This window comes from Bacteroides sp. ET336 (assembly GCF_024733815.1).
Classification (GTDB): Bacteria; Bacteroidota; Bacteroidia; order Bacteroidales; family Bacteroidaceae; genus Phocaeicola; species Phocaeicola cellulolyticus.
This window is the reverse complement of sequence record NZ_JANRHK010000016.1, coordinates 39786-65817: the sequence shown is the minus strand read 5'-3', so window position 1 is coordinate 65817 and position 26032 is coordinate 39786. Positions and strand designations below refer to the sequence as shown.

The 26032-nt window shown below is 40.1% G+C and carries 20 protein-coding genes and 3 tRNA genes; 15 read left to right on the top strand and 8 right to left on the bottom strand.

Annotation, left to right across the window (positions count from 1 at the left end):
* The first annotated feature begins 160 nt into the window (after window positions 1-160).
* Window positions 161-2629: a polysaccharide lyase family 8 super-sandwich domain-containing protein gene (locus NW213_RS13280; protein ID WP_258323069.1), complete on the top strand. Its 2469-nt coding sequence runs from the start codon at window positions 161-163 to the stop codon at window positions 2627-2629.
* 18 nt (window positions 2630-2647) lie between these two features.
* Window positions 2648-3925: a Y-family DNA polymerase gene (locus NW213_RS13275; protein ID WP_258323068.1), complete on the top strand. Its 1278-nt coding sequence runs from the start codon at window positions 2648-2650 to the stop codon at window positions 3923-3925.
* Window positions 3926-3933: 8 nt separating this feature from the next.
* Here NW213_RS13275 and NW213_RS13270 read toward each other — a convergent pair whose 3' ends face one another.
* The gene (locus NW213_RS13270) at window positions 3934-4389 is read right to left on the bottom strand and encodes a LexA family transcriptional regulator (protein WP_154042805.1); all 456 of its coding nucleotides are present in this window, start codon (window positions 4387-4389) and stop codon (window positions 3934-3936) included.
* Between the two features lie 55 nt (window positions 4390-4444).
* Between NW213_RS13270 and NW213_RS13265 the strand changes: the two genes are divergently transcribed.
* Window positions 4445-5533 carry an HpaII family restriction endonuclease gene (locus NW213_RS13265; RefSeq protein WP_258323067.1) on the top strand — a complete coding sequence of 363 codons (1089 nt, stop codon included), beginning with the start codon at window positions 4445-4447 and terminating at the stop codon, window positions 5531-5533.
* 107 nt (window positions 5534-5640) lie between these two features.
* Here NW213_RS13265 and NW213_RS13260 read toward each other — a convergent pair.
* From NW213_RS13260 to trxA, 6 genes are all read right to left on the bottom strand, one after another.
* Window positions 5641-5714: transfer RNA gene (locus NW213_RS13260), tRNA-Arg, on the bottom strand.
* 29 nt (window positions 5715-5743) lie between these two features.
* Window positions 5744-5817: transfer RNA gene (locus NW213_RS13255), tRNA-Arg, on the bottom strand.
* A 29-nt stretch (window positions 5818-5846) separates the two neighbouring features.
* Window positions 5847-5920: transfer RNA gene (locus tag NW213_RS13250), tRNA-Arg, on the bottom strand.
* Between the two features lie 93 nt (window positions 5921-6013).
* Complete coding sequence (locus NW213_RS13245; RefSeq protein WP_258323066.1) at window positions 6014-8326, bottom strand: patatin-like phospholipase family protein; 2313 nt, start codon at window positions 8324-8326, stop codon at window positions 6014-6016.
* Between the two features lie 274 nt (window positions 8327-8600).
* Window positions 8601-10646 (bottom strand): molecular chaperone HtpG, encoded by a 2046-nt coding sequence (gene htpG, locus NW213_RS13240; protein ID WP_154042802.1) that lies wholly within the window; start codon window positions 10644-10646, stop codon window positions 8601-8603.
* A 230-nt stretch (window positions 10647-10876) separates the two neighbouring features.
* The gene (trxA, locus tag NW213_RS13235) at window positions 10877-11320 is read right to left on the bottom strand and encodes a thioredoxin (protein WP_204392843.1); all 444 of its coding nucleotides are present in this window, start codon (window positions 11318-11320) and stop codon (window positions 10877-10879) included.
* A 300-nt stretch (window positions 11321-11620) separates the two neighbouring features.
* On the opposite strand from trxA, the gene NW213_RS13230 reads away from it, so the two are divergent.
* From NW213_RS13230 to NW213_RS13185, 10 genes are all read left to right on the top strand, one after another.
* Window positions 11621-12970, top strand: coding sequence for a Na(+)-translocating NADH-quinone reductase subunit A (locus NW213_RS13230; RefSeq protein ID WP_258323065.1), 1350 nt, complete (start codon window positions 11621-11623; stop codon window positions 12968-12970).
* A 34-nt stretch (window positions 12971-13004) separates the two neighbouring features.
* A complete protein-coding gene (locus NW213_RS13225; protein ID WP_258323064.1) occupies window positions 13005-14168 on the top strand; it encodes an NADH:ubiquinone reductase (Na(+)-transporting) subunit B in 1164 nt (387 codons plus the stop codon).
* Window positions 14169-14183: 15 nt separating this feature from the next.
* Window positions 14184-14864 carry an NADH:ubiquinone reductase (Na(+)-transporting) subunit C gene (nqrC, locus tag NW213_RS13220; RefSeq protein ID WP_154042798.1) on the top strand — a complete coding sequence of 227 codons (681 nt, stop codon included), beginning with the start codon at window positions 14184-14186 and terminating at the stop codon, window positions 14862-14864.
* A 17-nt stretch (window positions 14865-14881) separates the two neighbouring features.
* A complete protein-coding gene (locus NW213_RS13215; protein ID WP_154042797.1) occupies window positions 14882-15520 on the top strand; it encodes an NADH:ubiquinone reductase (Na(+)-transporting) subunit D in 639 nt (212 codons plus the stop codon).
* Between the two features lie 19 nt (window positions 15521-15539).
* Entirely contained in the window at window positions 15540-16163 is a 624-nt protein-coding gene (nqrE, locus tag NW213_RS13210) for an NADH:ubiquinone reductase (Na(+)-transporting) subunit E (protein WP_154042796.1), read from the top strand.
* Between the two features lie 19 nt (window positions 16164-16182).
* Complete coding sequence (nqrF, locus tag NW213_RS13205) at window positions 16183-17451, top strand: NADH:ubiquinone reductase (Na(+)-transporting) subunit F (protein ID WP_154042795.1); 1269 nt, start codon at window positions 16183-16185, stop codon at window positions 17449-17451.
* A 319-nt stretch (window positions 17452-17770) separates the two neighbouring features.
* Entirely contained in the window at window positions 17771-18133 is a 363-nt protein-coding gene (locus NW213_RS13200; RefSeq protein ID WP_154042794.1) for a hypothetical protein, read from the top strand.
* Between the two features lie 126 nt (window positions 18134-18259).
* Complete coding sequence (locus NW213_RS13195) at window positions 18260-19615, top strand: MATE family efflux transporter (protein WP_258323063.1); 1356 nt, start codon at window positions 18260-18262, stop codon at window positions 19613-19615.
* Window positions 19616-19782: 167 nt separating this feature from the next.
* Window positions 19783-20934 carry a C1 family peptidase gene (locus NW213_RS13190; RefSeq protein ID WP_375338150.1) on the top strand — a complete coding sequence of 384 codons (1152 nt, stop codon included), beginning with the start codon at window positions 19783-19785 and terminating at the stop codon, window positions 20932-20934.
* A 1-nt stretch (window position 20935) separates the two neighbouring features.
* Window positions 20936-22522 carry a peptide MFS transporter gene (locus tag NW213_RS13185; RefSeq protein ID WP_258323062.1) on the top strand — a complete coding sequence of 529 codons (1587 nt, stop codon included), beginning with the start codon at window positions 20936-20938 and terminating at the stop codon, window positions 22520-22522.
* Between the two features lie 95 nt (window positions 22523-22617).
* Here NW213_RS13185 and uvrB read toward each other — a convergent pair whose 3' ends face one another.
* Window positions 22618-24645: an excinuclease ABC subunit UvrB gene (gene uvrB / locus NW213_RS13180; RefSeq protein WP_258323061.1), complete on the bottom strand. Its 2028-nt coding sequence runs from the start codon at window positions 24643-24645 to the stop codon at window positions 22618-22620.
* 140 nt (window positions 24646-24785) lie between these two features.
* Here uvrB and NW213_RS13175 point away from each other — a divergent pair, with 140 nt between their 5' ends.
* Together NW213_RS13175 and NW213_RS13170 are read left to right on the top strand one after the other, a co-directional pair.
* Window positions 24786-25628, top strand: a complete 843-nt coding sequence (locus tag NW213_RS13175; RefSeq protein WP_154042790.1) for an outer membrane protein assembly factor BamD — start codon at window positions 24786-24788, stop codon at window positions 25626-25628.
* Window positions 25629-25654: 26 nt separating this feature from the next.
* Window positions 25655-25990: a DNA-directed RNA polymerase subunit omega gene (locus tag NW213_RS13170; RefSeq protein ID WP_154042789.1), complete on the top strand. Its 336-nt coding sequence runs from the start codon at window positions 25655-25657 to the stop codon at window positions 25988-25990.
* Window positions 25991-26032: the final 42 nt, after the last annotated feature.

The following is a 26032-nucleotide window of genomic DNA, read 5'->3' as shown; positions in this document are numbered from 1 at the left end:
TCTTTTTATGTAATTTATCGGCTTAGTAAAGGTTCTTGGTTAAAAAAAATACGCAAATATGCGCTCGTGACGAAATAAAATGCTGTATATGCCTTTTTGAAGATCTATTTTTATAATATTTTTATATCTTTGCTCGACAAACAAGAAATCAATAAATACAATGAAAAAGTATCTTTTATTATTACCGGTTTTTTGGGGATGTTCGGTATATGCCCAGCAAAGTGAAATTAATCTGGCGTTTGAGAATTATAAGAAATATTATAATGTAGAATCTGTTGAAGCCAGTTCGGATAAAACAGAGGCTATAAAAAGATTGCGCAGCTATTTTCACGAGAATCCTTATAGGTTGAAAGTTTTGAAAGATGGTGTGAAGGCACGCGAGTATGTTTCTTTGCTTACCGGGAATGGTACATTTTCTGATATGGATGCGACGGAAAAAGCTTTTGAGGAGAACGATGCATATAATAAAGGTTTTGCAAATACATCGGACGATAAGGTGGGAATCTTTATAGGCGATGCGCTGGAAAGAATCTTTCAGATATGCAGCGCTTACAGAATGGGATACCTGCCCGCTGAAGAAGCTTTGTCTGATAAGGTAATGAAAGCAATAAAACATTATGGTATGCTGGAAATCTCACGTCCTAATGACAAACCGCGTTTCCATGCTTCATGTTTTGCTATTCCTACTGCTGCTGTAAATATTTATTTTGCAATGGTTGACTTGATGGACAAGGCTGAAAAAGGAGAAGCCGGTCCTTTGGTGACAGATGCCTGTGATATGTTGAAGGTAGTAGGTCTTCAGGCATGGACACAACCATTGAGAAATGATGCTACAGATAATAATGTGGTTTCTATCGAGAGATTTCGTAATCACGTGTGGTGGGTTGGAGGCAATGCTTTGGCATACCGTTCGTTGTTGCCTGTAGCAGCCATGTATAGCTCTGTTCCTATGGTTGATTTGCTTGCTGAAGTATGCCAGAGAAGTATAAGTATGACTTCGCAGGTGACTTACGAAGAGTCGTTCTGGACAGAAGGCTTTACAGCAGATGGTGCGGGATGGGGACACGGTATGCAGTGCCTGGTTTGGGGATATCCTATAGACGGGGCTTCAAATGCACTCAATATGCTTACAATGCTGCGTGGTACTCCATGGGCACAACAGTTGGATAAAACAAACACTGATGCCCTGATGAACTTTTTCAGAGGGGGAAGTTGGTATTATTATAAAGGTTACAGACTTCCAGGACTTGATAGAGGGTCATATGTTTATAATCCAAATGAAAAAAGTATCCCATATGCAAAAATGTTGGATGGGGTAGTGAAAAACTGGCTTTCTTCTTTTAGTGCAGAAGAACAGAAAGAACTTATGGCATTACAGAAGGAAGTGAAGACAAACAGAATTTTCATGGATGGATATTCTGACGGAATGTATAAAGGTGTGAGATGGTTTTTCAATAACGATGACCTTATAAAGAAAAACTCAGATTATCATATAGATATAAATATGGCTTCATTCAGAACGGATGGTCTGGAAAGTGCGGCTTTTGCGGATAATTATAATTTCTATCCTACTGATGGAGCTACGTTGTTCCAGCGTGATGGTGATGAGTATTTCAAAGTTATGGGAGGCTGGGATGTGACGGCCATGCCTGGTGTAACTGCAAGAGAAGGAATGGATAGACTTGTTCCTGTGACAAACTGGAGAGGGTATTGCAGTAAGCATAACTTTGCGGCAGGAGCAACAGACGGTGGTGAGAATGGAGTGGCAGGAATTATTTTTGAAAAAATGAACGGCTCCGAAAAGAAAGGCGTAAATGACAAAGGTGATGCCGGTAAAGCTGAAAATGAAATGCTTTATGGTTTTAAGGTCTATAAAGGATATTTCATTCTGGGAGATTATTTTGTGGCTTTAGGTGCCGGACTTACCAATATGGAACCTGAAATAGAAGGTGATTTGCGCACCACCATTGACCAGACTGCATGGGAGAATGATGTGTGTATTGTAAAGAATGGTAAGATAAGTCCTGTAAACGAAGGTGAAGCTGTGGTATTGAAGTCAGACATGAAAAATCCGGTATGGTTGTCACAGACCGGAAAATTCTGTTATACTGTCCTACCTGAATTCACCAATAAAGCATTTGTATCATGTGAAACACGTCCTACTGACTGGAAGAAACTTAATCCTTCCAATAAGATAACACCGTCAATGCCTAAAAACGTGAATATTCTGAGAATTTGGGCAGAGCATGGACGTAAACCAGTAGATGACAAATACGGATATGTGGTATATGCCGGTAAAGGAATTCCTGAAGGGAAATTGCCGTTTGAGGTTATGAGTAATGACACGTTGGTGCAGGCTGTTAGGTCACTGGACAAAACAGTAGTGCAGGCAGTCTTCTATCCTGGTAATAAAGGATTGAAATATAAGGGCTTGTCAATGTCGGTTTCAGAGCCTGCTGCAGTTATGGTGCAGAAAACAGACGGGAAATATAGAATTTCTGTTACAGAGGCTACTATGAATCCGGCCATAAAGAGTCTTACAATAACAATAAATGGAAAACAGTATGAAGTGACTCTTCCTGAAGGAATACGTTGCGGAAGTTCGGTAACCGCTGAATTTAAAATTTAATATATCTGTCAGTAGCCTATGATAGCCCTTGTGGATTGTAATAATTTCTTTGTATCGTGCGAGAGAGTGTTCCGTCCTGATTTGAGGAACACTCCTTGTGTGGTACTGTCAAACAATGACGGTTGTGTGATAGCCCGCAGTAATGAGGCAAAGGCATTAGGTATAAAGATGGGGGCACCTTTTTATCAGGTCAGGCAATTGCTTGAGGATAATGGCGTTGCTGTATTCAGCAGTAATTATGTGCTGTATGGCGATATGAGCCGCAGGGTTATGACGCTACTGTCGGCATGTACGCCAAAACTGGACATATATTCCATAGATGAGGCTTTCATGGATATGTCAGGAATGGGAAACCCGGAAGAACTTTCTGTATATGCGCATGATATAGTGAAATATATTACCAGAGGAACAGGAATACCTATATCTCTTGGAATTGCGCCTACCAGAACTTTGGCAAAAATGGCAAGTAAATTTGCCAAAAAGTATAAGGGCTATCATTCAGTATGTATGATTGATACTGATGAAAAAAGAGAGAAGGCACTGAAACTTTTTGATATAGCCGATGTGTGGGGGATAGGACGCAGGATAGCCAGAAGGCTGAAAAGCATAGGAGTGGAGACGGCATGGGATTTTGTGCAGAAATCCGAGGCGTGGGTGAGAAGAGAATTGACTGTGACAGGTGTACGCACATGGAAGGAATTGAGAGGAGAAAGTTGTATCAGTATAGAGGAATTGCCTAATAAGAAGTCTATATGTACAAGTCGCAGTTTTCCTGACGAAGGAATTAGTGACCTTGGTCTGATGGAAGAAGCTGTTGCCAATTTTGCATCTCAATGCTCTAGAAAACTTAAAGAAGATGGTACTGTATGTGGAGCTATGAGCGTGTTTGCATATACAAGCAGGTTCAGGAATGACTTGCCAAGTGATTATATGCAGTTTAATGTGTATTTCCCCGTCCCTACAAATGATATGATGGAACTTGTTTCAACGGCAGTAAAAGTGTTGAGGGAAAACTGGAAAACCGACGGTAGATGCTATTACTATAAAAAAGCCGGAGTGGTGGTATGGAATACTTGCAGCGACAATGCCGTACAGGGGGATTTGTTTGATGTTGTAGATCGTGAAAAGAGGGCTTCATTGACAAAAGCCATTGATGAGATTAACCGTAAAAATGGATTTAATACCGTGCGACTTGCTGTACAAGGTTATGACATGAAATGGGGACTTAAAAGGGAACATGTGTCCAAACGTTTTACAACAAACATAAATGATATAATTGAGGTGCATCTGGATTGATCCTGTTTCTATTCTCTTTTCCTTTTCGACCTTATCAGCTGCCTCTTTATATTATATGTGAGTACTCCCCATACAATAAAATCATTTTCTTCTGTAATTTTTATCGGAGGATAGTCTTCATTACCGGGAACAAGCCAAAGATTGCATTCGTTTTCATCTTTCATTATTTTTTTGAGAGTGAATTCTCCATCGATAAATGCCACTACTATATCTCCGTCAACAGGCTCAATGGATTTGTCTATTACCAGAAGATCGCCATCTGATATTCCAAAGCCTGTCATTGAATTGCCTACGGCACGGGCATAAAATGTTGTGGCAGGATGTAGCACCAGTTCCTTGTTTAAGTCGATGCTGTCTGTCATATAGTCCTGAGCCGGACTGGGAAATCCTGCACGTATGCCTTCTGTGGCAAAAGGCAAATCCAGTTCTGTACTTAAATCCGCTGAATAGAATATTAGTTTCATGTCTGCAAAGTTAAATAAATATCCGTATCTTTGTAACGGATTAATAATGATTAATATGGCATTTGAAGCAACAAAAAGAGAATGGGGCGAATTATACGCTTTTTTTAGAATTCTGGCGGATGGTAATGTCTCTGCGGGAACTCCTGATGTGAAACCTGATGAAACGAATGTGATACCGGTTGCAATGGTACAGCGTGAGGAACATGATGGTACGCGTCAATACATCATTGAGAAGGATTATATAAGAATTAAGGGCGAGAACATCGACAAGCAGATACCAAGAGAGGATTTTGAAACTGTGGCTGAACTCATCCGCGAAGCTATAAAAAATACTTCAGGCAATGATGTTATGTCGCCTGATGGGGTAGAGGAATTCCTTGATGAAGTGGCTATTTTCAATCTTGAGGCGCAGACAGAGGATCGTACGGATTTTTCTGTGGCTTTCTATGATGTAAATGCTCCTCTTGTAGGATTTTGTGTGCGCTCCAGACTGGGAGGTAAAATGTTGCCTTTGTTGGATGGTGGCCGTTCTGCCAATTTCAAGTTCGAACAGACTGGTATCAAGTTTGCAGTGCCTACAATTAATAAAATAAATGCGGAAGGCGAGGAGGACGACGTGACAACACGAATGTTGATGATAGAACGCCTTGGAGGCGTATTAAAATATAATGATGTTGCCGACAAGATATTCAGAAGCAATCTTTCGTTGATAGACTTGCATGCAGGCCGTATGTTTGCGGAGATGGTACGTATAATGTGGCTTGACGGTATTACAAAAGTTTCCGAGCTTACAGAAGAAATAAAGAAACTTAATCCGCTTAAAATAAAGGATGAACTGATAAACAAGCACGGCTACTATGAATATAAGGTAAAGGAGTTGCTTTTGGCGCTGGCTATGGGTATGCGTCCTGCCAAGATGTATAATGGCACTGAATCGGCAATTTCCGGTTTTATGTTTGTTACTTCTGAAGGTGAGGTATTGTGTTATCAGAAAGCATACAGACAAGTGTTTGCCGATTTCCTTTATTATAACACACGCCTGGAAAAAGGTTCTACAGAAAAAGATAAATACGGCTACCTTGAACGTGAAAATGGCGTATATTATTTTAAACTGAATTTTAAGATTGGACTTTTGAAACGCTGATAATTGATAAAGGCTTATGAAGCAATTCATTAATATTGAATTTTCATAAGCCTTTATTGTAATGGAGATATACAAAAAAGACATCTTATTAAAGATGTCTTTTTTTGTGACCGCGACAGGATTCAAACCTGTAACCGGCTGATCCGTAGTCAGCTACTCTATTCAGTTGAGCTACGCGGCCAAAGCCATATTTTTGTTAAAATTAAAGAGTGACCGCGACAGGATTCAAACCTGTAACCGGCTGATCCGTAGTCAGCTACTCTATTCAGTTGAGCTACGCGGCCAATGCTATATTTTTGTTAAAATTAAAGAGTGACCGCGACAGGATTCAAACCTGTAACCGGCTGATCCGTAGTCAGCTACTCTATTCAGTTGAGCTACGCGGCCATATCTTTTTTTAACGGGTGCAAAGGTATGCCTTTATTTTTAATTGTGCAAGCTTTTGAGAGATTTTTTTGAAGAAAAATAAAAAATATTTGTTTATTGCATGAATCTCTCTCCAAAAATCTGCCATCCTAGGGAAATTCCGGCATTCCAATTCTTATTTGGCGAGCTGTAGTAGTTCAAATATGCACTTACAGAGCCGAACGGCAATCTTACGACTAATGATAAATCTCCCATATATTCAAATTTGCTGAATATTTTGCCGTAAGTAGCCTTATTTGTTTCATTGCAATATATTGGGAAGAAAGGAACAAAGCCGTATATGCCTAATCTGGCATGTACCATATTATTGAATTTATAAACCGGTATGACTCCTAAACCTGCAAACTGGTTGGCTCTGAAGGCTTCGTTATAACTGATCTTGCTGTGTGGAGTAGGAGAGAATTCTCCTGCCTGCATCATGGTGGCACGATAGTTATTGCTGAAGTTGCGTGAAGAGTAATAAGCGTGCAGATAAGAACCTAATGATATTTTCTTCCCAAGACGGAAGTATTTTTCAAGTTCGTATGAAATCTGCAGCCATGCCTGAGTATATTTGAAATTACCGTCGTATGGGTCGGTTCCGGTACCTTGTTCAAATCTTTCCGTTCCCCAGTAAATATTTGCCGCAAGTCTTTCCCTTTTTCCGTTTACAGCATAAAGCTTGCTGTCGAGGGTGTTTCCTTCCATTACTACGGAGCCTCCCAATATCTCGTATTTGCTTTTATCTCTTGCGCTGTTCGTGAAATCTATTACATTGGTCTGGAAATATTGGTCGTAAAGACTTGCTATGCCTATTCCAAATTCAGCTTTGTGTTTGCTCAGGAATGGCATACTAATATATGCTTTCAGGAACCTTTCGTCTTTCTTATTGAAAACAGGACTGTTTATCTGGTTAAAGAAGTTTTGTGTCTGTCCCTTATAGTCGAATGATGATAATGACATTATCATTCTATACGATGTCGGAATTTCTGTTTGCAGGTCTATTTTTCCTGTAAGCTGTAGATTGTTATATATCTGTCCCAACTGTCCTTCGATGGCAAACTCTTTGGAGTATTTTCCAAGATTATGGTATGATGCCCCCAAATAAATTTGGTTCGCTCCGTTTGAACCTACATTACCGCCTATCCTTAATGATATATCTTCTGCTATTTTTACATCCAGTATAAGTGTAAATGTGCTGTCATTATAGTCATATTGAGCATGTGGCAATATTTCTTCAATCATATTGTCTGATAACAGTCTGAAATATCCTTTTCTCAAGTCTTCCAGACTGAAGATTTCATTGTCTTTTGCATGGAATCCTCGTATAATATATTTTTTCTGCTGCTCGTTGGTGCCGTTTATTATTATTTTTCTGAATTTGAATTCCGGCATCTCACGTTTGAAGTCAATACGTTTTTTCTCAAGCATTCTGTAGCTTGTTCTTCTGGATATCCTTTGTTTTATGGAATCCATTAACTGTATGGTTCTGTTATAACCGATATCGTGTAGTTCATCGTATCTGTCGAAATCCATTAAACTTACATCGGTGTATTTGAATGTCATCATTATGCCTAATGAATCAGGAATAGAATAGTCTGTCTTTTGCATAATCATGTTTTCCAGCTGTCCCATGATGTCGCCTTCCTTGGGCTTGCTTGGATTTGAGCTGACTACGCTGCCTATTATTACATCCGGATGGAAGTCTTTTATCATGGTAGATACGGGGAAATTGTCATATATACCTCCGTCGTATGCCAATACAGAATCTATTTCAATAGGTTTGAACATTCCCGGAAAGCTCATTGATGCCCTTACGGCATCTCCAAGGTCTCCTTTGTCCATTATGAGCGCTTTTTTGTTATACACATCCGAAGCGACACATCTGAATGGAATGAAAAGATTGTCGAAATTGCCTTTGCACTTTGCTGTTGCCTGAGCATATAATTCAACGAATACAATGTTCATGTGCATAGGATCGACAACGCTTGATGGCAAAAAACGTGGTTTTACCTTTTTTGCCATTTTCATATTAGACAGATGTATATTGATAAATTCCGGTGTGGTAGGATTCATCTTGAAATAGTACATGTAGTCTTCTTCTATACCTCCGGATGAGTACCATTTCTTGAAGTCAGGCGATTTGAGCATTTTTTCCATATCATCAGGAGAATAGCCCATGGCATATAATGAGCCTACAATGGCTCCCATAGATGTTCCTGTAATATAGTCTATAGGTATGTTGTTTTCTTCCAAAGCACGTATTATTCCTATATGTGTCATTCCCTTTGCACCGCCACCACTAAGAACCAATCCGACTTTTTGTGCGAATATTGAACCACTTATATGGATTATTAGAAATAATATTAGTGCAAATGCTTTTTTCATACCATCTTTAAGTAATGATTGTGTTACGTAATTGTCAATTATCAAAGATACTCAAATTTTATATCTAAGTCGAATTATATCCGTATTTTTTTATTGTTTGACATAAAATCGCATTTGTTTACTCTGACCGGTGTTTCCCCAGGCTGTTAGTCGCTGTGCTTTGTTGCTAAATATGCATATATAATATGCATTTCGATTTGTATCTATAAGGTGAAAAATAGGGCTATGCCATTTTGGTATAACGGCATAGCCCTAAATATTAATAATGTTGGGATTAAATCATTTCGATGCTTCTCTTTACGAAGTTTGTAAGAGCTTCACCCTTCAGCATTCCGTTCTGCAGTAATGCCAGGTCAATAAGCTGATGTACAACTTTGTTTCCGGCTGCATATTCATTCAAAATGCTGTTTTTCTGATTTTTCTGTTCATCAAGTTTCTTTTCTACATCTTTCAGCTCGTCTTTTTCGGCAACAGGGATTTCTTCATCTTTCTTGCCTTCGTGAGCTTTACGGAGTTCGCTTTCTCTGAGTGACAGTATAGCTATTTCAGATTCTACAGGAACCAATTTTTCGGCGCATGCTGTTTCTGTGTCGCTCAAAACCTGTTTGATCAGTTTATGGTCGCTGTTCAGTACAAGGCTGTACATATCAGGCATTTCTCCATAGAAGCTCATTCCCGGCTGAATATTTGCCATTTCCTTCATACGGCGCATATATTCGGCCTGAGTGATTATTATCGGAGAACCGTTTTCGCCCATAGCCTGAGTTTCTACATGGAATTCAGTCTTCTGCAGTTTTGGCATCTGACCGCTGAATACTGTAGAAAGTATGCTGCGCTTGTCTTCTTTCAACTCTTCGCCTTTCTGTTCGTCTTTTACAATCAGACGGTCTATAACATCGCTGTCAACACGTGTGAAACGGCTCTTTTCCAGTTTCTGTTCCAGCATGTTTATCATCGGAACATCAAGCTGTCCGTCCATCATCAGTACGTTGTAGCCTTTGTTTACGGCTGCATCGATATAAGCATACTGCTCGTCACGGTTGTTTGCATACAAGTAAATCAGGTTGCCATCTTTGTCGGTCTGGTTTCCGCTGATAAGAGTCTTGTATTCTTCCTGAGTGTAATATTTGCCTTCTGTATCTTTGAAGAGTGCAAATTTGTCAGCTTTAGAATAGAAGTCCTCTTGAGTCAACATTCCGTAGTTGATGAAAATCTTCAGGTCATCCCATTTGTTTTCAAATTCTTTACGGTCGTTCTTGAAGATTGACTGAAGTCTGTCTGCAACTTTCTTTGTTATGTATGTAGAAATCTTCTTTACGTTAGAGTCGCTCTGCAGGTACGAACGTGATACGTTAAGCGGAATATCCGGAGAATCGATTACACCGTGAAGCAATGTCAGGAAGTCAGGAACGATACCTTCTACCGAGTCTGTTACATAAACCTGATTGCAGTATAACTGTATCTTGTTTTTCTGCAAGTCGATGTTGCTCTTTATTTTCGGGAAGTAGAGTACACCAGTCAGATTGAACGGATAGTCAACATTCAAATGTATCCAGAACAAAGGCTCGTCTGACATAGGGTAGAGGTCTCTGTAGAATTTCTTGTAGTCCTCGTCCTTAAGTTCGCTTGGCTTCTTTGTCCATATAGGGCATGTGTCGTTTATGATGTTGTCTTCGTCAGTATCCACCTGCTTGCCGTCTTTCCATTCTTTTTTCTTTCCGAATGCTACAGGCACAGCCAGGAAGCGGCAATATTTGTTCAACAATCCTTTCAGACGGTTTTCTTCAAGGAATTCCTTGCAGTCATCATCGACATAAAGTATGATGTCTGTACCACGGTCAGCCTTTTCAGTTTCCTCAAGAGTGAACTCAGGACTTCCGTCACAAGTCCATTTTACAGCCTGTGCACCTTCCTGGTATGATTTGGTTACGATTTCCACCTTCTTTGCTACCATGAAAGCAGAGTAGAAACCTAAACCGAAATGACCGATGATTGCGTTTGCATCGTCTTTATATTTGGCTAGGAAGTCATTTGCACCTGAAAATGCAATCTGGTTGATATATTTGTCTATTTCTTCAGCAGTAAGACCAAGTCCGCGGTCTGAAATTACGATAGTGTCGTTTTCAGCTTTTACTCTAATGGTAAGGTCTCCCAATTCACCCTTGAATTCTCCTTTCGAAGCAAGAGTCTTCAACTTCTGTGTCGCGTCAACAGCGTTTGAAACAAGTTCGCGCAAGAAAATTTCATGGTCACTGTATAAGAACTTTTTAATGATGGGGAATATGTTTTCTGTAGTTACCCCGATATTACCTTTTTGCATATCTGTTATGTTTTTTATTAATAAATCGTGATTTTATGATATTTGGAAATATCGACGTGAATTCTATCAGCAAAATAAATGCCATACGTTTGATGACTGACATTATGTCATGACTGTTTAGGCTAATTGTGGAGCGTTATTGATGGCGGAATAATTAAAAAATAAAATGCTTTGTCATTTTAGGCAAAATAACAAAGCATTTTAAGTAAAACGTCAAAGCGTTTTTTATGTCATTTCAACAGGAAATCGTTGATTGCTTTTTCCAGGTCCTCTTTTGGTAGTGCTCCTTGTGCAACCTGAGGCATTTTGTCCATCGGAATAAACAGCAGGGTAGGAAGGCTGGTTATGCCAAAAGCTGCAGCAAGTTCGCGTTCCTTGTCTGTGTTCACCTTATATATAATAATCTTATCTTTATATTTCTGGGCAAGGCTTTCCAATGTTGGAGACAACATGCGGCAAGGTCCGCACCAGTCAGCATAGAAATCTACGATGGCAGGTTTCTTTCCGTTATAAATCCATTTATCAGGATTCTTTTCATAATCATATATTTTCTCCACGAATTCTGTCTTTCCTATATGTATAACTTTGCCGTTGCTGTCAGATGATACGGATTGGGCTTTAGTGGAAAGAGCTATGATAACGGCAGATGCTAAGAAAAATAATAGTCTTTTCATATCAAATTAATGTTTTAGTGTGAATGATTTGTTTTATCAGATGATTTTCTTTTGCAAATATATCAATTTTATTATTGGTTTACAACAGTCTTTATCTATTGTATTATAGATAAAAACTATAATGGAGACAGAAGCAAAAAGCAATGATAAATGCATGTTGCAGACCAAATAAGTATTTGTTTATAACTGTTCTTTTAAATAAGGAAAAAATTCCTTATTTATCTGTCGAAAAAGTTCTTTTTTACTTATTTTTTCTTTAATTTTGCGGCAAAATTTAAAAACCATTTTTTATAACCCGATATGGCAAATGTAATTAAATTACGTAAAGGCCTGGACATCAACTTGAAAGGTAAGGCAGCTGCAGAAGTTGTGGCTGTAAAGGCACCTGGGTTCTATGCTATAGTACCGGATGACTTTACAGGAGTAACTCCTAAGGTAGTCGTTAAAGAACAAGAGTATGTAATGGCCGGAGGACCCTTGTTTATTGACAAGAATCATCCTGAACTGAAATTTGTTTCGCCAGTTAGTGGCGTAGTGACAAGCGTAGAGCGCGGAGCTAGACGTAAGGTAATGAGTATTACTGTAGAGGCAGCAGCCGAACAGGATTACGAAGAATTCGGTAAGCAGAATGTATCTGCCATGAGTGCAGAGGCAGTTAAGGAACTTCTTCTTAATTCAGGTATGTTCGCTTTCTTCAGGCAGCGTCCTTACGATGTAATCGCAGATCCGACAGTGGCTCCAAGAGCTATCTTCGTTTCTGCTTTCGACACAAATCCGCTTGCTCCTGACTTTGAAGTAGCTCTGAAAGGCGAAGAGAACAACTTCCAGGCAGGACTTGATGCTTTGGCTAAATTGGCCAAGACTTATTTAAGTATTAGTGTTAACCAGAAGTCAGCAGCTCTTACACAGGCTAAGAACGTTACTGTAACAGCTTTCGACGGACCTCATCCTGCAGGTAATGTTGGTGTTCAGATCAACAACATCGCTCCTGTAAACAAAGGTGAAACTGTCTGGACTATCGACCCACAGGCTGTAATCTTCATCGGACGTCTGATGAACACAGGACGTGTTGATATGACTCGTACAGTAGCTATCACAGGTTCTGAAGTTAAGAAACCGGCTTACTGCAAACTGAAAGTTGGTGCTCTGCTTACAGACATCCTTGCAGGTAATGTAAATAAGGATAAGGAACTTCGCTACATCAGCGGTAATCCTTTGACAGGAAAACAGATTCCTGCCAACGGTTTCCTTGGCGCATTCCACAGTCAGGTAACTGTAATCCCTGAAGGTAACGATGTTCACGAAATGTTGGGATGGATCATGCCTCGTTTCAACGAGTTCAGTACAAGCCACTCATATTTCAGCTGGTTGATGGGCAAGAAAGAATATACTCTTGACGCTCGTATCAAAGGTGGAGAACGTCACATGATTATGTCAAACGAATACGACCGCGTACTTCCTATGGATATTCTTCCTGAATATCTTATCAAAGCTATCATTGCCGGTGATATCGACCGCATGGAACAGCTTGGTATCTACGAAGTAGCTCCTGAAGATTTCGCTATCTGCGAGTTCGTATGTTCTTCGAAGATGGAACTTCAGCGTATTGTCCGCGAAGGTCTTGACATGCTCCGTCGTGAAATGTGTTAATATATATAATGTGTATATAAGAATATAAATAATAATGAAAGCGTTAAGAAATTATATCGATAAGATAAAGCCAAACTTTGAAGAGGGCGGCAAATACCAGGCTTTCCGTTCTGTATTCGACGGTTTCGAAACATTCCTTTTCGTTCCGAATACAACATCTAAGACTGGTACGCACATCCACGACGCTATAGACAGCAAACGTATCATGTCTATCGTGGTTATTGCGCTTATACCGGCATTGCTGTTCGGTATGTATAACGTAGGTTACCAGCACTATGCTTTTGCAGGCATCGAAGGTAGCTTCATTCAGAAATTCGGTTACGGTTTTCTTGCCGTATTGCCAAAAATCATCGTTTCATACGTTGTAGGTCTTGGAATCGAGTTCGTTGTAGCTCAGTGGAAGAAGGAAGAAATTCAGGAAGGTTTCCTTGTTTCTGGTATGTTGATTCCTATGATTGTTCCTGTTGACTGTCCGTTGTGGATGCTTGCCGTAGCTACAGCATTCTCTGTAATCTTCGCTAAGGAAGTATTCGGTGGTACAGGTATGAACATCTTCAACCCTGCATTGATTACACGTGCATTCTTGTTCTTCGCTTATCCTACTAAGATGTCCGGTGACACTGTATGGGTGGCTAGCAACAGCATTTTCGGTTTAGGCAAGACTGTAGATGGGTTGACTGCCGCTACTCCGTTGGGTGTGGCAAAAGTTGCCGAATGCCCTGACTTCTCTTGGGACATGGTGACTGGTTTGATACCTGGTTCCATTGGTGAGACCAGTGTGATTGCCATTGCCATCGGTGCCGTGATTTTGTTATGGTCGGGTGTGGCAAGCTGGAAAACGATGCTGTCTGTATTTGTAGGAGGTGCCGTGATGGGTTTGGTGTTCAACCAATGGGGACCTGATACTGCGATAGCCCACATGCCTTGGTATGAACATTTGTGTTTGGGCGGTTTTTGTTTTGGTGCCGTATTTATGGCGACCGATCCTGTCACTTCTTCACGTACGGAGAACGGCAAATATATTTATGGATTCCTGATTGGTGCCATGGCAATCATAATACGTGTGCTCAACCCCGGTTATCCTGAGGGCATGATGCTTGCTATCCTGCTGATGAATATCTTTGCGCCGCTGATTGACTATGTGGTAGTGCAGAACAATATTTCGCGTCGTGCAAAACGTGCTATGTCTAACAAATAAAAAACCGAAAATACGATGAATACGAATAGTAACTCTTATACTATCATTTATGCTTCGGTAATGGTTGTTATCGTAGCATTCTTGCTGGCTTTCGTAAATTCTTCTTTGCGCGACCTGCAGGGAAAGAACGTAGAGCTGGATACGAAAAAACAAATTCTTTCGGCTTTGGGTATCCGTGAAGTGGAAAATGCGGAAGCCAAATTTGCCGAAGTAGTGAAAGAAGATATGCTGGTGGCTGAAGACGGTTCGCTGAAGCCGTACGAAGGCAGTTTTGTTACCGGATATGAGAAAGCATATAAGGAAAAAGGAGAAGCCCATATTTTCGTCTGCGAAATAGACGGACAGAAGAAGTACGTTATTCCTGTTTACGGAACAGGATTGTGGGGTGCCATCTGGGGTTATGTGGCTTTGAACGATGACAAGGATACGGTTTACGGCACTTACTTCTCACATGCATCAGAAACTCCAGGATTGGGCGCGGAAATCGCTACCGAGCATTTTCAGAATGAATTCAAAGATAAAAACGTGCTGGACGGAGATGCTATCGGGCTGGATGTCGTAAAGAATGGAAAGGTCGATAAGCCTGAATTCCAGGTGGACGGTATTTCAGGAGGTACGATTACTTCAGTTGCCGTAGGACAGATGCTGAAGAACTGCATGGGAAACTATACCAAGTTTTTAACCGCTAAAGAATAATAGGAGGAGAAATTAATATGGGAAATTTATTTTCAGCCAAGAATAGGGAAGTGTTCTCCAACCCGATAAGCATGAATAATCCGGTCACCGTGCAGGTGCTGGGTATTTGTTCGGCACTTGCCGTAACTTCAAAACTAGAGCCGGCCATCGTGATGGGGCTTTCGGTAACCATTATTACCGCATTCTCGAATGTGGTTATTTCGTTAATCCGCAAGACAATTCCAAACCGTATCCGTATCATTGTCCAGTTGGTGGTTGTTGCCGCGTTAGTGACTATAGTAAGCGAAATGCTTAAGGCTTTTGCATACGATGTAAGCGTTCAGCTTTCAGTGTATGTCGGCCTGATTATCACCAACTGTATCCTGATGGGACGTCTTGAAGCGTTTGCGATGGCAAACGGTCCTTGGGAATCTTGTCTTGATGGTCTCGGCAACGGATTGGGCTATGCCAAGATTTTGGTCATTGTGGCTTTCATCCGCGAGCTTTTAGGCTCTGGCACGTTGTTGGGATTCAATGTACTGAACTATCCGGCTATTAGCGAGGCAGGCTATGTGAATAACGGATTGATGCTGATGCCGCCGATGGCGTTGATTATCGTGGCTTGCCTGATATGGTACCAGCGTGCGAAGCATCCTGAATTACAAGATAAGGAATAACAAGTAAAGGAAAGACATTATGGAACATTTTTTCAGTTTATTAGTCCGCTCCATCTTTGTGGACAATATGATATTCGCATTCTTCTTGGGTATGTGTTCATACCTAGCTGTTTCGAAGAATGTGAAAACAGCTGTCGGCTTGGGCATAGCCGTGACTTTTGTATTGGTGGTGACTTTGCCTGTCAACTATTTGCTTCAGACTAAGGTATTGTCTGCCGACGGCATCTTGGGCATCGACCTCAGCTTCTTGAGCTTTATCCTCTTTATTGCCGTTATTGCGGCGATTACACAATTGGTAGAAATGATTGTGGAGCGTTTCAGCCCTTCGCTGTATGCCTCGCTGGGTATTTTCCTGCCATTGATAGCCGTGAATTGTGCCATCATGGGAGCCTCTTTGTTCATGCAGCAGCGTATCAACCTTACTCCTTCAGACCCGAAATACATCGGAGGCGTCGCTGATGCCATCTCTTATGCATTAGGTTCAGGTCTGGGCTGGATGCTGGCTATCGTAGGCCTGGCTGCCATCCGTGAAAAAATGGCTTACTCTGATGTGCCGGCTCCGCTGAAAGGGCTTGGTATCACTTTTATCACTGTGGGTCTGATGGCTATGGCATTTATGTGTTTCTCTGGTTTGAACATCTAATAAAGAAAGGAATAAGACAATGGATATGAATTTTATTTTGGCAAGCATTGGAGTATTCCTTGTGACTATTCTGGTGTTGGTAGTAATCCTTCTGGTTGCTAAGAATTTTCTTGTTGCTTCCGGTAAGGTTAAGGTAACAATAAACGGTGAAAATCAGTTGGAGGTTGAATCAGGTTCTACGCTGCTCAATACGTTGGCAGTGAACAACGTATTCCTTCCTTCGGCATGTGGAGGTAAGGGTTCATGCGGTCAGTGCAAGTGTCAGGTTGTAGAAGGTGGCGGCGAAATTCTTCCTTCCGAAGTAAGCCACTTCAGCCGCAAACAGCAGAAAGACCACTGGCGTCTTGGCTGTCAGGTAAAGGTCAAGGGTGATATGTCAATAAAGGTTCCTGAATCAGTAATGGGTGTCAAGGAATACGAATGTACGGTTATCTCCAACAAGAACGTCGCTACATTTATAAAGGAATTCAAAGTGCAGCTTCCTGCAGGAGCCCATATGGACTTTATCCCCGGTTCATATGCGCAGATTAAGATTCCTAAATTTGAAATGGATTACAACAAGGATATCGACAAGAGCCTTATCGGTGACGAATATCTTCCTGCATGGGAAAAATTCGGTTTGTTCGGCTTGAAATGTAAGAACGAAGAGGAGACTATCCGTGCTTACTCTATGGCTAACTACCCGGCTGAAGGTGATGTATTCATGTTGACAGTACGTATCGCTACTCCTCCGTTCAAACCGGACCGCAGCGGTTTCATGGATGTAAATCCAGGTATAGCCTCTTCATACATCTTTACTCTGAAACCGGGCGACAAGGTGTTGATGAGTGGTCCTTACGGTGATTTCCACCCGATTTTCGATTCCAAGAAAGAAATGATTTGGGTAGGAGGTGGTGCCGGTATGGCTCCTTTGCGTGCACAGATTATGCACATGACACGTACTCTGCATACTACAGACCGCGAACTTCACTACTTCTATGGTGCTCGTGCTTTGAACGAAGTGTTCTATCTTGAGGATTTCTTGGCACTGGAAAAAGATTTCCCGAATTTCCACTTCCATCTTGCGCTTGACCGTCCTGATCCAGCAGCTGATGCTGCCGGTGTTAAATATACTCCGGGATTTGTTCATCAGGTTATGCTTGACACATATCTGAAGAATCACGAAGCTCCTGAAGATATTGAATACTACATGTGTGGTCCTGGTCCGATGTCGAATGCAGTTGTCAAGATGCTTGACAGCCTTGGCGTTGAATCTTCTTCTATCATGTATGATAATTTCGGTGGATAATATCTGACTACATATATAAAGCCCGGTACATTAAAGTATCGGGCTTTATTTTTATGTATATTGCATTAATATTAAAATGACATTATTGTTCATTATGTCGCGCATTTCTTGATACATGTCAACAAATGACGGCATAAATGAATATTTCCTTTCATTTGTTTTTCCGTTATCGAAAACGTGCTTATCTTTGCATCGGTAAAAAGATAAAAGCTTAAGCTAAACGACAGGAAAATTTGACAAGACTTGTCAATTGGAGATTAAATTAAGGCAATCATAAAAAGATTGTATTTTAGGTAACAACAAAAATTAAACTTTAGGTATTATGAAATCAGGATTAACATTTATCGCCGCATTGGCACTTTCTGCAACAGTATTTGCAAACGGTAACCAGACTAAAACTACAGAAAAATGGAATGGTTCAATCAACAAGGCTCAGTTAGGAAAGTATCTTAAACTTTCTTCTGATCAGAGTGAAGAAGTTGCTGACATTTGCGATTTCTTTGAAGCAGAAATGAAAATGGCTAATAGAGCAAAAGAAGGTCAGGACGAAAAAGTTCGTAAGGCTGTTTATGGCAATTTGAAGTTGATGAAAAATACTTTAAATGAAAAGCAGTACTCAGATTACTTGAAACTTATGGGTATGACTCTTCGTAACAAAGGTATCGATATCGAAAAGAAGTAATTAACGATAAAAACTATATGAAGTCTCCGCAGCATTTGTTTTGTTGCGGAGACTTTTTTTGTTGTCCTTACGGAAAAAATATATTTACTTTGTATTCCTGTAAAATTTAAGGAAAGTAGGTTTAATATGAATTTTGGAAAGGAAGATCTGATAAACGGAAACATAACAGGAGCAATGTTGCGTTTTGCTTTTCCTTTGATGCTGGGAAATCTTTTACAACAGTGTTATAATATAGCTGATACTTTGATAGTAGGACGTGTCCTTGGTGCCGATGCTTTGGCTGCTGTAGGATCATCGTACGCCCTAATAGTTTTCGTTACTTCAGTTTTTATAGGTCTGTGTATGGGGTGCAGTGCGGTGTTCTCCATGCAGTATGGTTCGAATGATTTCAAAGAAATGCGCCGGAGTATATTTTCATCGATAGTGCTTGTAGGGGGTGTAACATTATTTCTTAATGTTTGTTCCTTAGTTTTCCTTTCGCCTATAATACGTATCTTGCAGACACCTCCCGAGGTGGAGCGGATGGTGCATGATTATCTTCTCATTATATTCTTAGGGATGATTCCTGTCTGTGTATATAACTTTTATGCTTTTCTTCTTCGTGCGGTAGGAAATTCTGTAGTCCCGTTGGTCTTTCTGATAGTTTCGGTTGTTCTTAATATAGTTCTTGATGTATTGATGATGGTTACACTGGATATGGGTGTAGAAGGAGCTGCACTTGCCACAGTGATTTCTCAGATTGTAGGTTCTTTAGGACTTTGTTTATATACCTATAAGCATTTTCCGGAATTGCGTCTGAAACGTACAGACTGCATTGTCAGCAGGCAGTCACTGGCAAAGATTACATCATATTCATTTTTAACTGGAGTACAACAGTCCGTTATGAATTTCGGTATTCTTATGGTACAAGGGCTTGTAAACAGTTTCGGAACAGCCGTTATGGCAGCCTTTGCAGCTGCTGTAAAGATAGATTCCTTTGCATATATGCCTGTACAGGATTTTGGAAACGCCTTTTCCACATTTATAGCGCAGAATTTTGGGGCAGGACGTGTGGAACGTATCCGCCGAGGAATTCGTATTGCTGTGTGTATTACTACGGCGTTTTCTATTTTTGTTTCGTTTCTGGTCTTTTTGCTGTCACCTTGGCTTATGGCTTTCTTTGTTTCGCCTGAAGAGACTGACATTATCAATATAGGTGTGGAGTATCTTCGCATTGAAGGAAGTTTCTATGTAGGTATAGGCTATTTGTTCCTTCTTTACGGTTATTATAGGGCTGTCGCATTGCCGTCAATGTCTGTTGTGCTGACCGTTGTTTCTTTAGGAACACGTGTAGCATTGGCATATTTCCTGGCTTCTGTCCCTGCCATCGGTTATACGGGTATATGGTGGTCAGTTCCTATAGGTTGGGCTTTGGCCGATATCATTGGAGTTTGGTTTTATCAGTCCAAACACAAGAAAAGATTGATGACTTATAGGGCCTAATTATGTGTCTCTACACATTTTAGTTTGAAAAACTGTGTTTTTCGCTTGACTCTGCTCCCGGCTTTGCGTATATTTGCAAACGGAAATTTCATTATGTAAATAAATATTATTTTTTGACATTAAAAAATAGAGAGATGAGAGTAAGAAACTTGACATTTGTAGCATTAATGGCTGCTGCATCTGCCGTTATGGCACAAGAGGGTAATGGGTATCAGTTTACAGACATAGTTTCAAACAAGGCTACTTCAGTAAAGAATCAGGCAGCAACAGGAACATGCTGGTGTTTTGCAACTACATCTTTTATGGAGTCAGAGTTGCTTAGAATGGGGAAAGGTGAGTATGATCTGTCGGAAATGTTTATTGTCAGACAAAAGTATATGAATCAATTGGCTGATAACTATCTTCGTCGTGGAAGGGGAAATATAGGACAGGGTAGTATCTCGCCAAGTTGGATGACTGCTTTTCAGCAGGTTGGTATTGTTCCAGAAGAAGTTTATAGTGGAATAAATTATGATTCAAAGACTCATAATCATACTGAGCTTGAAGCTTATATGTCTGCAATAGCAGGACAGGCTGTAAAAATGAAACACCGTAGTCCTGAATATAACGAGCTTTTGAATACTTTGTTCGACATTTATATGGGTAAACTTCCTGAAACATTTACATATAATGGTAAGGAATATACTCCGAAAAGTTTTGCTGAGAGTCTCGGACTGAATATGGATGATTATGTTATGCTTACAAGTTTCACGCATAAACCTTATTATGAGAGGTTTGAACTTGAAATTCCGGACAACTGGGAACATGCTAAAATGTATAATCTTCCGCTTGATGAGATGATGGATGCTACAGACAATGCCTTGAAGAACGGATATACTGTATGCTGGGACGGTGATGTAAGCGAGAAAGGTTTTTCATTTACAAATGGTGTTGCCATAAATCCTGAGGTAACAAAAATGGATGATTACAGTCAGACAGACAGGGCACGCTTTGAAAATATGAAAACCGGTGAAAGACTGGAGGAAGTATATAAATTCGAGCATCCTTATCCGGAAGTAAATGTTACTCCTGAAATAAGGCAAGAAGGTTATGAATCGTTTGTTACTACAGACGATCATCTGATGCATATTACTGGGTTGACAAAAGACCAGAACGGTACAAAATATTATATAACAAAGAATTCATGGGGAACTGAGAGAAACCGTTTTGGTGGATATATCAATATGTCTGAAAGCTTTGTGCGTGCCAAGACTGTTTATGTAATGATGCACAAGGATGCTTTGAGTAAAGAACTGAAGAAGAAACTTGGAATAAAATAAGATGAACAGTACGGAAGTGACAAACAATAGTAAAGGGCATCCCAAAGGATTGTATCTTCTTTTTGTGACTGAAATGTGGGAACGTTTCAGTTATTATGGCATGCGTGCCTTGTTTATGCTTTATATGGTTCAGGCACTGCTCTTTGATAAAGAGTTTGCCTCGCAGGTTTATGGCAGTTACACAGGACTTGTTTATCTGACTCCGCTTATTGGGGGATATATTGCCGATAAATATTGGGGAAACCGAAGGTCAATTGTTGTTGGTGCGTTGGTTATGGCGGTAGGACAGTTCCTTTTATTTCTAAGTGCATGTTATTTTCATCAGGTTGATGTGGCAAAATGGCTGATGTTCTGTGGCTTAGGACTACTGATAATGGGTAACGGATTTTTCAAGCCTAATATATCTACAATGGTTGGCCGTCTGTATTCTGACAATGACAAGCGTAAGGACTCTGCTTTTACTATCTTCTATATGGGGGTTAATGTAGGTTCTACTCTTGCCCCGCTTATTTGTGGGCTGATAGGAAATACTGGACATCCGGAAGATTTTAAATGGGGATTTCTTGCAGCGTGTATCGGTATGATTCTGGGAGCTGTTGTTTTTCAGATATTCAAGAACAAATATATCTGCGATCCTGATGGTAATCCTGTAGGAATTGCGCCTCAGAAGAAAGATGACAATTTGCAATCATTAGAAAAAGGTGATGGATGGCTTTCTGCGAAAAGCATAGTGGCGATAGTCGCGACAATTGCACTGACGCTCGTTTTCTCTGTGAATTGGGATTGGATAACCGGTAATCAGATTTCTACAGGAGGTAGTGTCTTCTCAGGGGCGGACTGGATAGGCTCTCTTATATATGCCACTGTGATAGTGATGCCTATACTGATAATAACAGATCATAGTCTTAATCGCAGTGAAAAGATAAAGATTGGAATTATCTATATCATAGCATTCTTTGTGATTTTCTTTTGGGCTGCATACGAACAGGCCGGAGCTTCATTGACGTTCTTTGCTGATGAGCAGACAGACCGTAACATTGGAGGATGGGAGATGCCGGCAGCATATTTTCAATCGTTTAATCCTATCATGTTGGTGCTATTGGCTCCTGTGTTTGCCGGTCTATGGTCTTTTCTTGGTAAGAATGGACTAGAACCTAGTTCTGTAAAGAAACAAGCCATAGGTCTTTTCCTTTTGGCTATGGGGTATCTGTTCATTGCTTTCGGTGTTAAGGATGTAGAACCTGGAGTCAAGGTGAGTATGATATGGCTTACGGGATTATATCTTATCCATACTATGGGCGAGTTGTGTCTTGCTCCGATAGGACTGTCATTGGTGTATAAACTTTCTCCTGCACGGTTTTCTTCTCTTTTGATGGGTGTTTGGTATCTTAGTACATCTGCTGCTAATAAAATGGCAGGAATGTTGAGCGGATATTACCCTGAAGGTGGAGTAGCGAAAAGTTTTTTAGGATATCATGTGGAAAATCTGTATGACTTCTTTCTCTTGTTCGTTTTTATGAGTGGTACTGCAGCTGTAGTGCTGTTCCTTCTATCCGGAAAACTGCAAAGTCTTATGCAGGAAAAATAAAAATATACAGCCACAAAAGATTTCATTTGCCATTATTGGGTAAACATCTTTTGTGGCTGTTTTTGTCTATTCAGGAATAAAAGATAATACTTGTTTTATTTGTCTTTAAGCATTTCTTCCAATTTGATAAGTTCATCCCTATATTGGGCAGCTTCGATAAAGTCGAGATTTTTTGCTGCATCCTGCATGAGTTTCCTTGTGCGTTCGATGCTTTTCTTAAGTTGTTCCTTCGACATGTACTGTACAATGGGATCTGCCGCAGCAAATGATGTTTCTGCTTGTTCAGTATAAGCTTTCGGTGCATTGGCTTTATTTTCTGCACTATTATCTTTATCTCCTAGAATTTGAGTTCTTACTTTCTTTATCTGTTGAGGTGTTATTCCATGTTCCTGGTTGTATGCAAGCTGCTTTTCGCGTCGACGGTTAGTTTCGTCAATTGTAAGTTGCATGCTTTCAGTAATCTTGTCGGCATACATTATCACTTTTCCGTTTACGTTTCTTGCAGCACGTCCGGCTGTCTGTGTGAGCGAACGATGTGAACGGAGGAAACCTTCCTTGTCAGCATCAAGTATGGCTACAAGTGATACCTCGGGCAGGTCAAGGCCCTCACGAAGAAGGTTTACACCGATAAGCACGTCATGAATACCCTGTCTTAATTCATCCATAATTTTAACACGTTCCAGTGTGTCAACATCACTGTGGATATAACTGCATTTTATTCCGTTGTTCAGAAGATACTCGGAAAGTTCTTCTGCCATTCGTTTGGTAAGTGTAGTGACGAGTACACGTTCGTTTGCCTCAATCCTTTGCTGAATCTCTTCCATGAGGTCGTCTATCTGGTTCAGGCTTGGGCGTACCTCTATTATTGGGTCAAGCAACCCTGTAGGGCGTATTACCTGATCGACCACTATACCTTCGCTCTGTACAAGTTCATAATCGGCTGGTGTTGCGCTGACATATATAACCTGATTTACCATTTCCTCAAACTCTTCGAATTTGAGCGGTCTGTTGTCCATGGCTGCAGGAAGCCTGAAACCATATTCTACAAGGTTTTTCTTTCTGGCTCTGTCTCCTCCGTACATTGCTCTGATTTGTGGTACACTGACATGGCTTTCGTCAATAACAAGGAGAAAATCTTTCGGGAAAAAATCCAACAGACAATAGGGGCGGGTACCAGCCTCACGTCCGTCGAAATATCTGGAATAATTCTCTATACCTGAGCAGTGTCCAAGTTCTCTGATCATCTCCATGTCGTACGTCACTCTTTCATATATTCTTTTTGCTTCAAGGAATTTGCCAGACTCTTCGAAAAAAGCCACTTGTTTGCTCAGATCGTCTTCTATCTGATGAATAGCTCGTAAGGTGCTTTCCTTTGTAGTCATAAACAGATTGGCAGGATAAATTTTGTATTCATCAAAGTCTGCCATTTTATGTCCGGAAACAAGATCTATTTCTTCTATTGCATCTATTTCGTCGTCCCAGAATATTACTCTCAGGATATTGTCGGAATATGCTAGATAAATGTCTATGGTATCACCTTTTACTCTGAAGTTTCCGCGGTTCAGTTCTATATCATTCCTGACATAAAGGCTATCTACGAGGCGTCGGAGAAAAACATTTCTGTCTATCAGCTTTCCACGCTTTATTTCTATTACATTGTCGTAGAAGTCAGACGGATTTCCCATACCGTATATACATGACACTGATGAAACAACTATCACGTCTTTTCTTCCTGAAAGAAGTGCCGATGTGGCAGCCAGTCTTAATTTGTCTATCTCATCGTTTATAGCAAGATCCTTTTCGATATAAGTATCGGTAGATGGGAGGTATGCTTCCGGCTGATAATAGTCATAGTATGATACGTAGTATTCTACAGCATTGTTAGGAAAAAAATGTTTGAATTCGCCGTATAACTGTGCTGCAAGAGTTTTGTTGTGACTCAGTATAAGTGTCGGTTTATTTATTTCCTTTATTACATTTGCTATGGTAAATGTCTTTCCGGAACCAGTTACTCCAAGCAGTGTTTGTGCCTTGACACCGTTTTTGATGCCCTCTGTCAGTTGTTTGATGGCTTCCGGCTGATCCCCGGTAGGTTTGTATTCTGATATTAATTCGAATTTCATGTAAATATGTTTTTTATGGTGTAAAAGTACATAAATATTTGTTTTAAAGCTATGTGGTAAGTAAAAATAACATTAAAAATGATTTTGATGTTGTATTATTCACAATAAAACAGTAATTTTGCAAAACTATTTTTGTTAATATGAAAAAATATATTGTTATGGTTCTTCTTTCTGCAGGGTTGCTGAGCTCCTGTGGAGAGTATAATAGCGTACTAAAGAGTACGGATTACGAATATAAATATGAAGCTGCAAAAGCATATTTTGCCAAAGGACAGAATAGTAAGGCTGCAACTATTCTGGAAGAACTTATTCCTATAATGAAAGGAACAAGATTTGGCGAGGAATCATTGTATATGCTGGCTATGACATATTTCAATCAAGGTGACTACGTTACAGCATCTCATTATTTCAATACATATTATACTACTTATCCTCGTGGCACATATACTGAACTGGCACGTTTTAATTCAGGAAAAGCGTTGTATCTGGATACACCTGAACCTAGACTTGATCAGAGTAGTACATATAAGGCAATACAGGAATTGCAGATGTATATGGAATATTTCCCTGGAACAGAACGTCATGAGATTGCTCAAAATATGATATTTGAGTTGCAGGACAAACTGGTAGAAAAGGAGTATCTTTCAGCTAAGTTGTATTATGATCTGGGTTCTTATACAGGTAACTCGTCAATGACTAGTTCAGGTAACAATTATCTGGCTGCTGTTGTAACAGCACAGAACATTCTTAAAGAATATCCTTATACAAAACTTCGCGAAGACTTGTCAATACTTATACTCCGTGCCAAATATGATATGGCTCGTGAGAGTGTCCTTGAGAAGAAGGAAGATCGTATGCGTGAGACTATAGATGAGTATTATGCATTTAAGAATGAATTCCCTGAAAGTAAGTACACCAAGGAAGTAGAGAATATATTTAAAGAAGCCAGCAAGTTTGTTGGCTCTGTAGAAGAAGAATATTAAAAACATTTATAATTAAATATCGAATTATGGATTACAAAAAATCAAATGCTCCTACCAACACCGTAACACGTAACATGATGGAACTGTGTGAAGACACAGGCAATGTATATGAAACTGTTGCAATAATAGGCAAGCGTGCTAATCAAATCGCGGTTGAAATGAAGAATGACCTTTCAAAGAAGCTTCAGGAGTTTGCATCGTATAACGATAACTTGGAAGAAGTTTTTGAAAACAGAGAGCAAATAGAGATTTCTCGTTATTATGAAAAACTTCCAAAACCAACTTTGATTGCTACTCAGGAGTATATAGAAGGTAAGGTTTATTATAGAAATCCTGCAAAGGAAATAGAGAAGCTTAAATAAAAGAGGGCTGGTAATATTCCTTAGAAGAAATTAAAGCCGTTT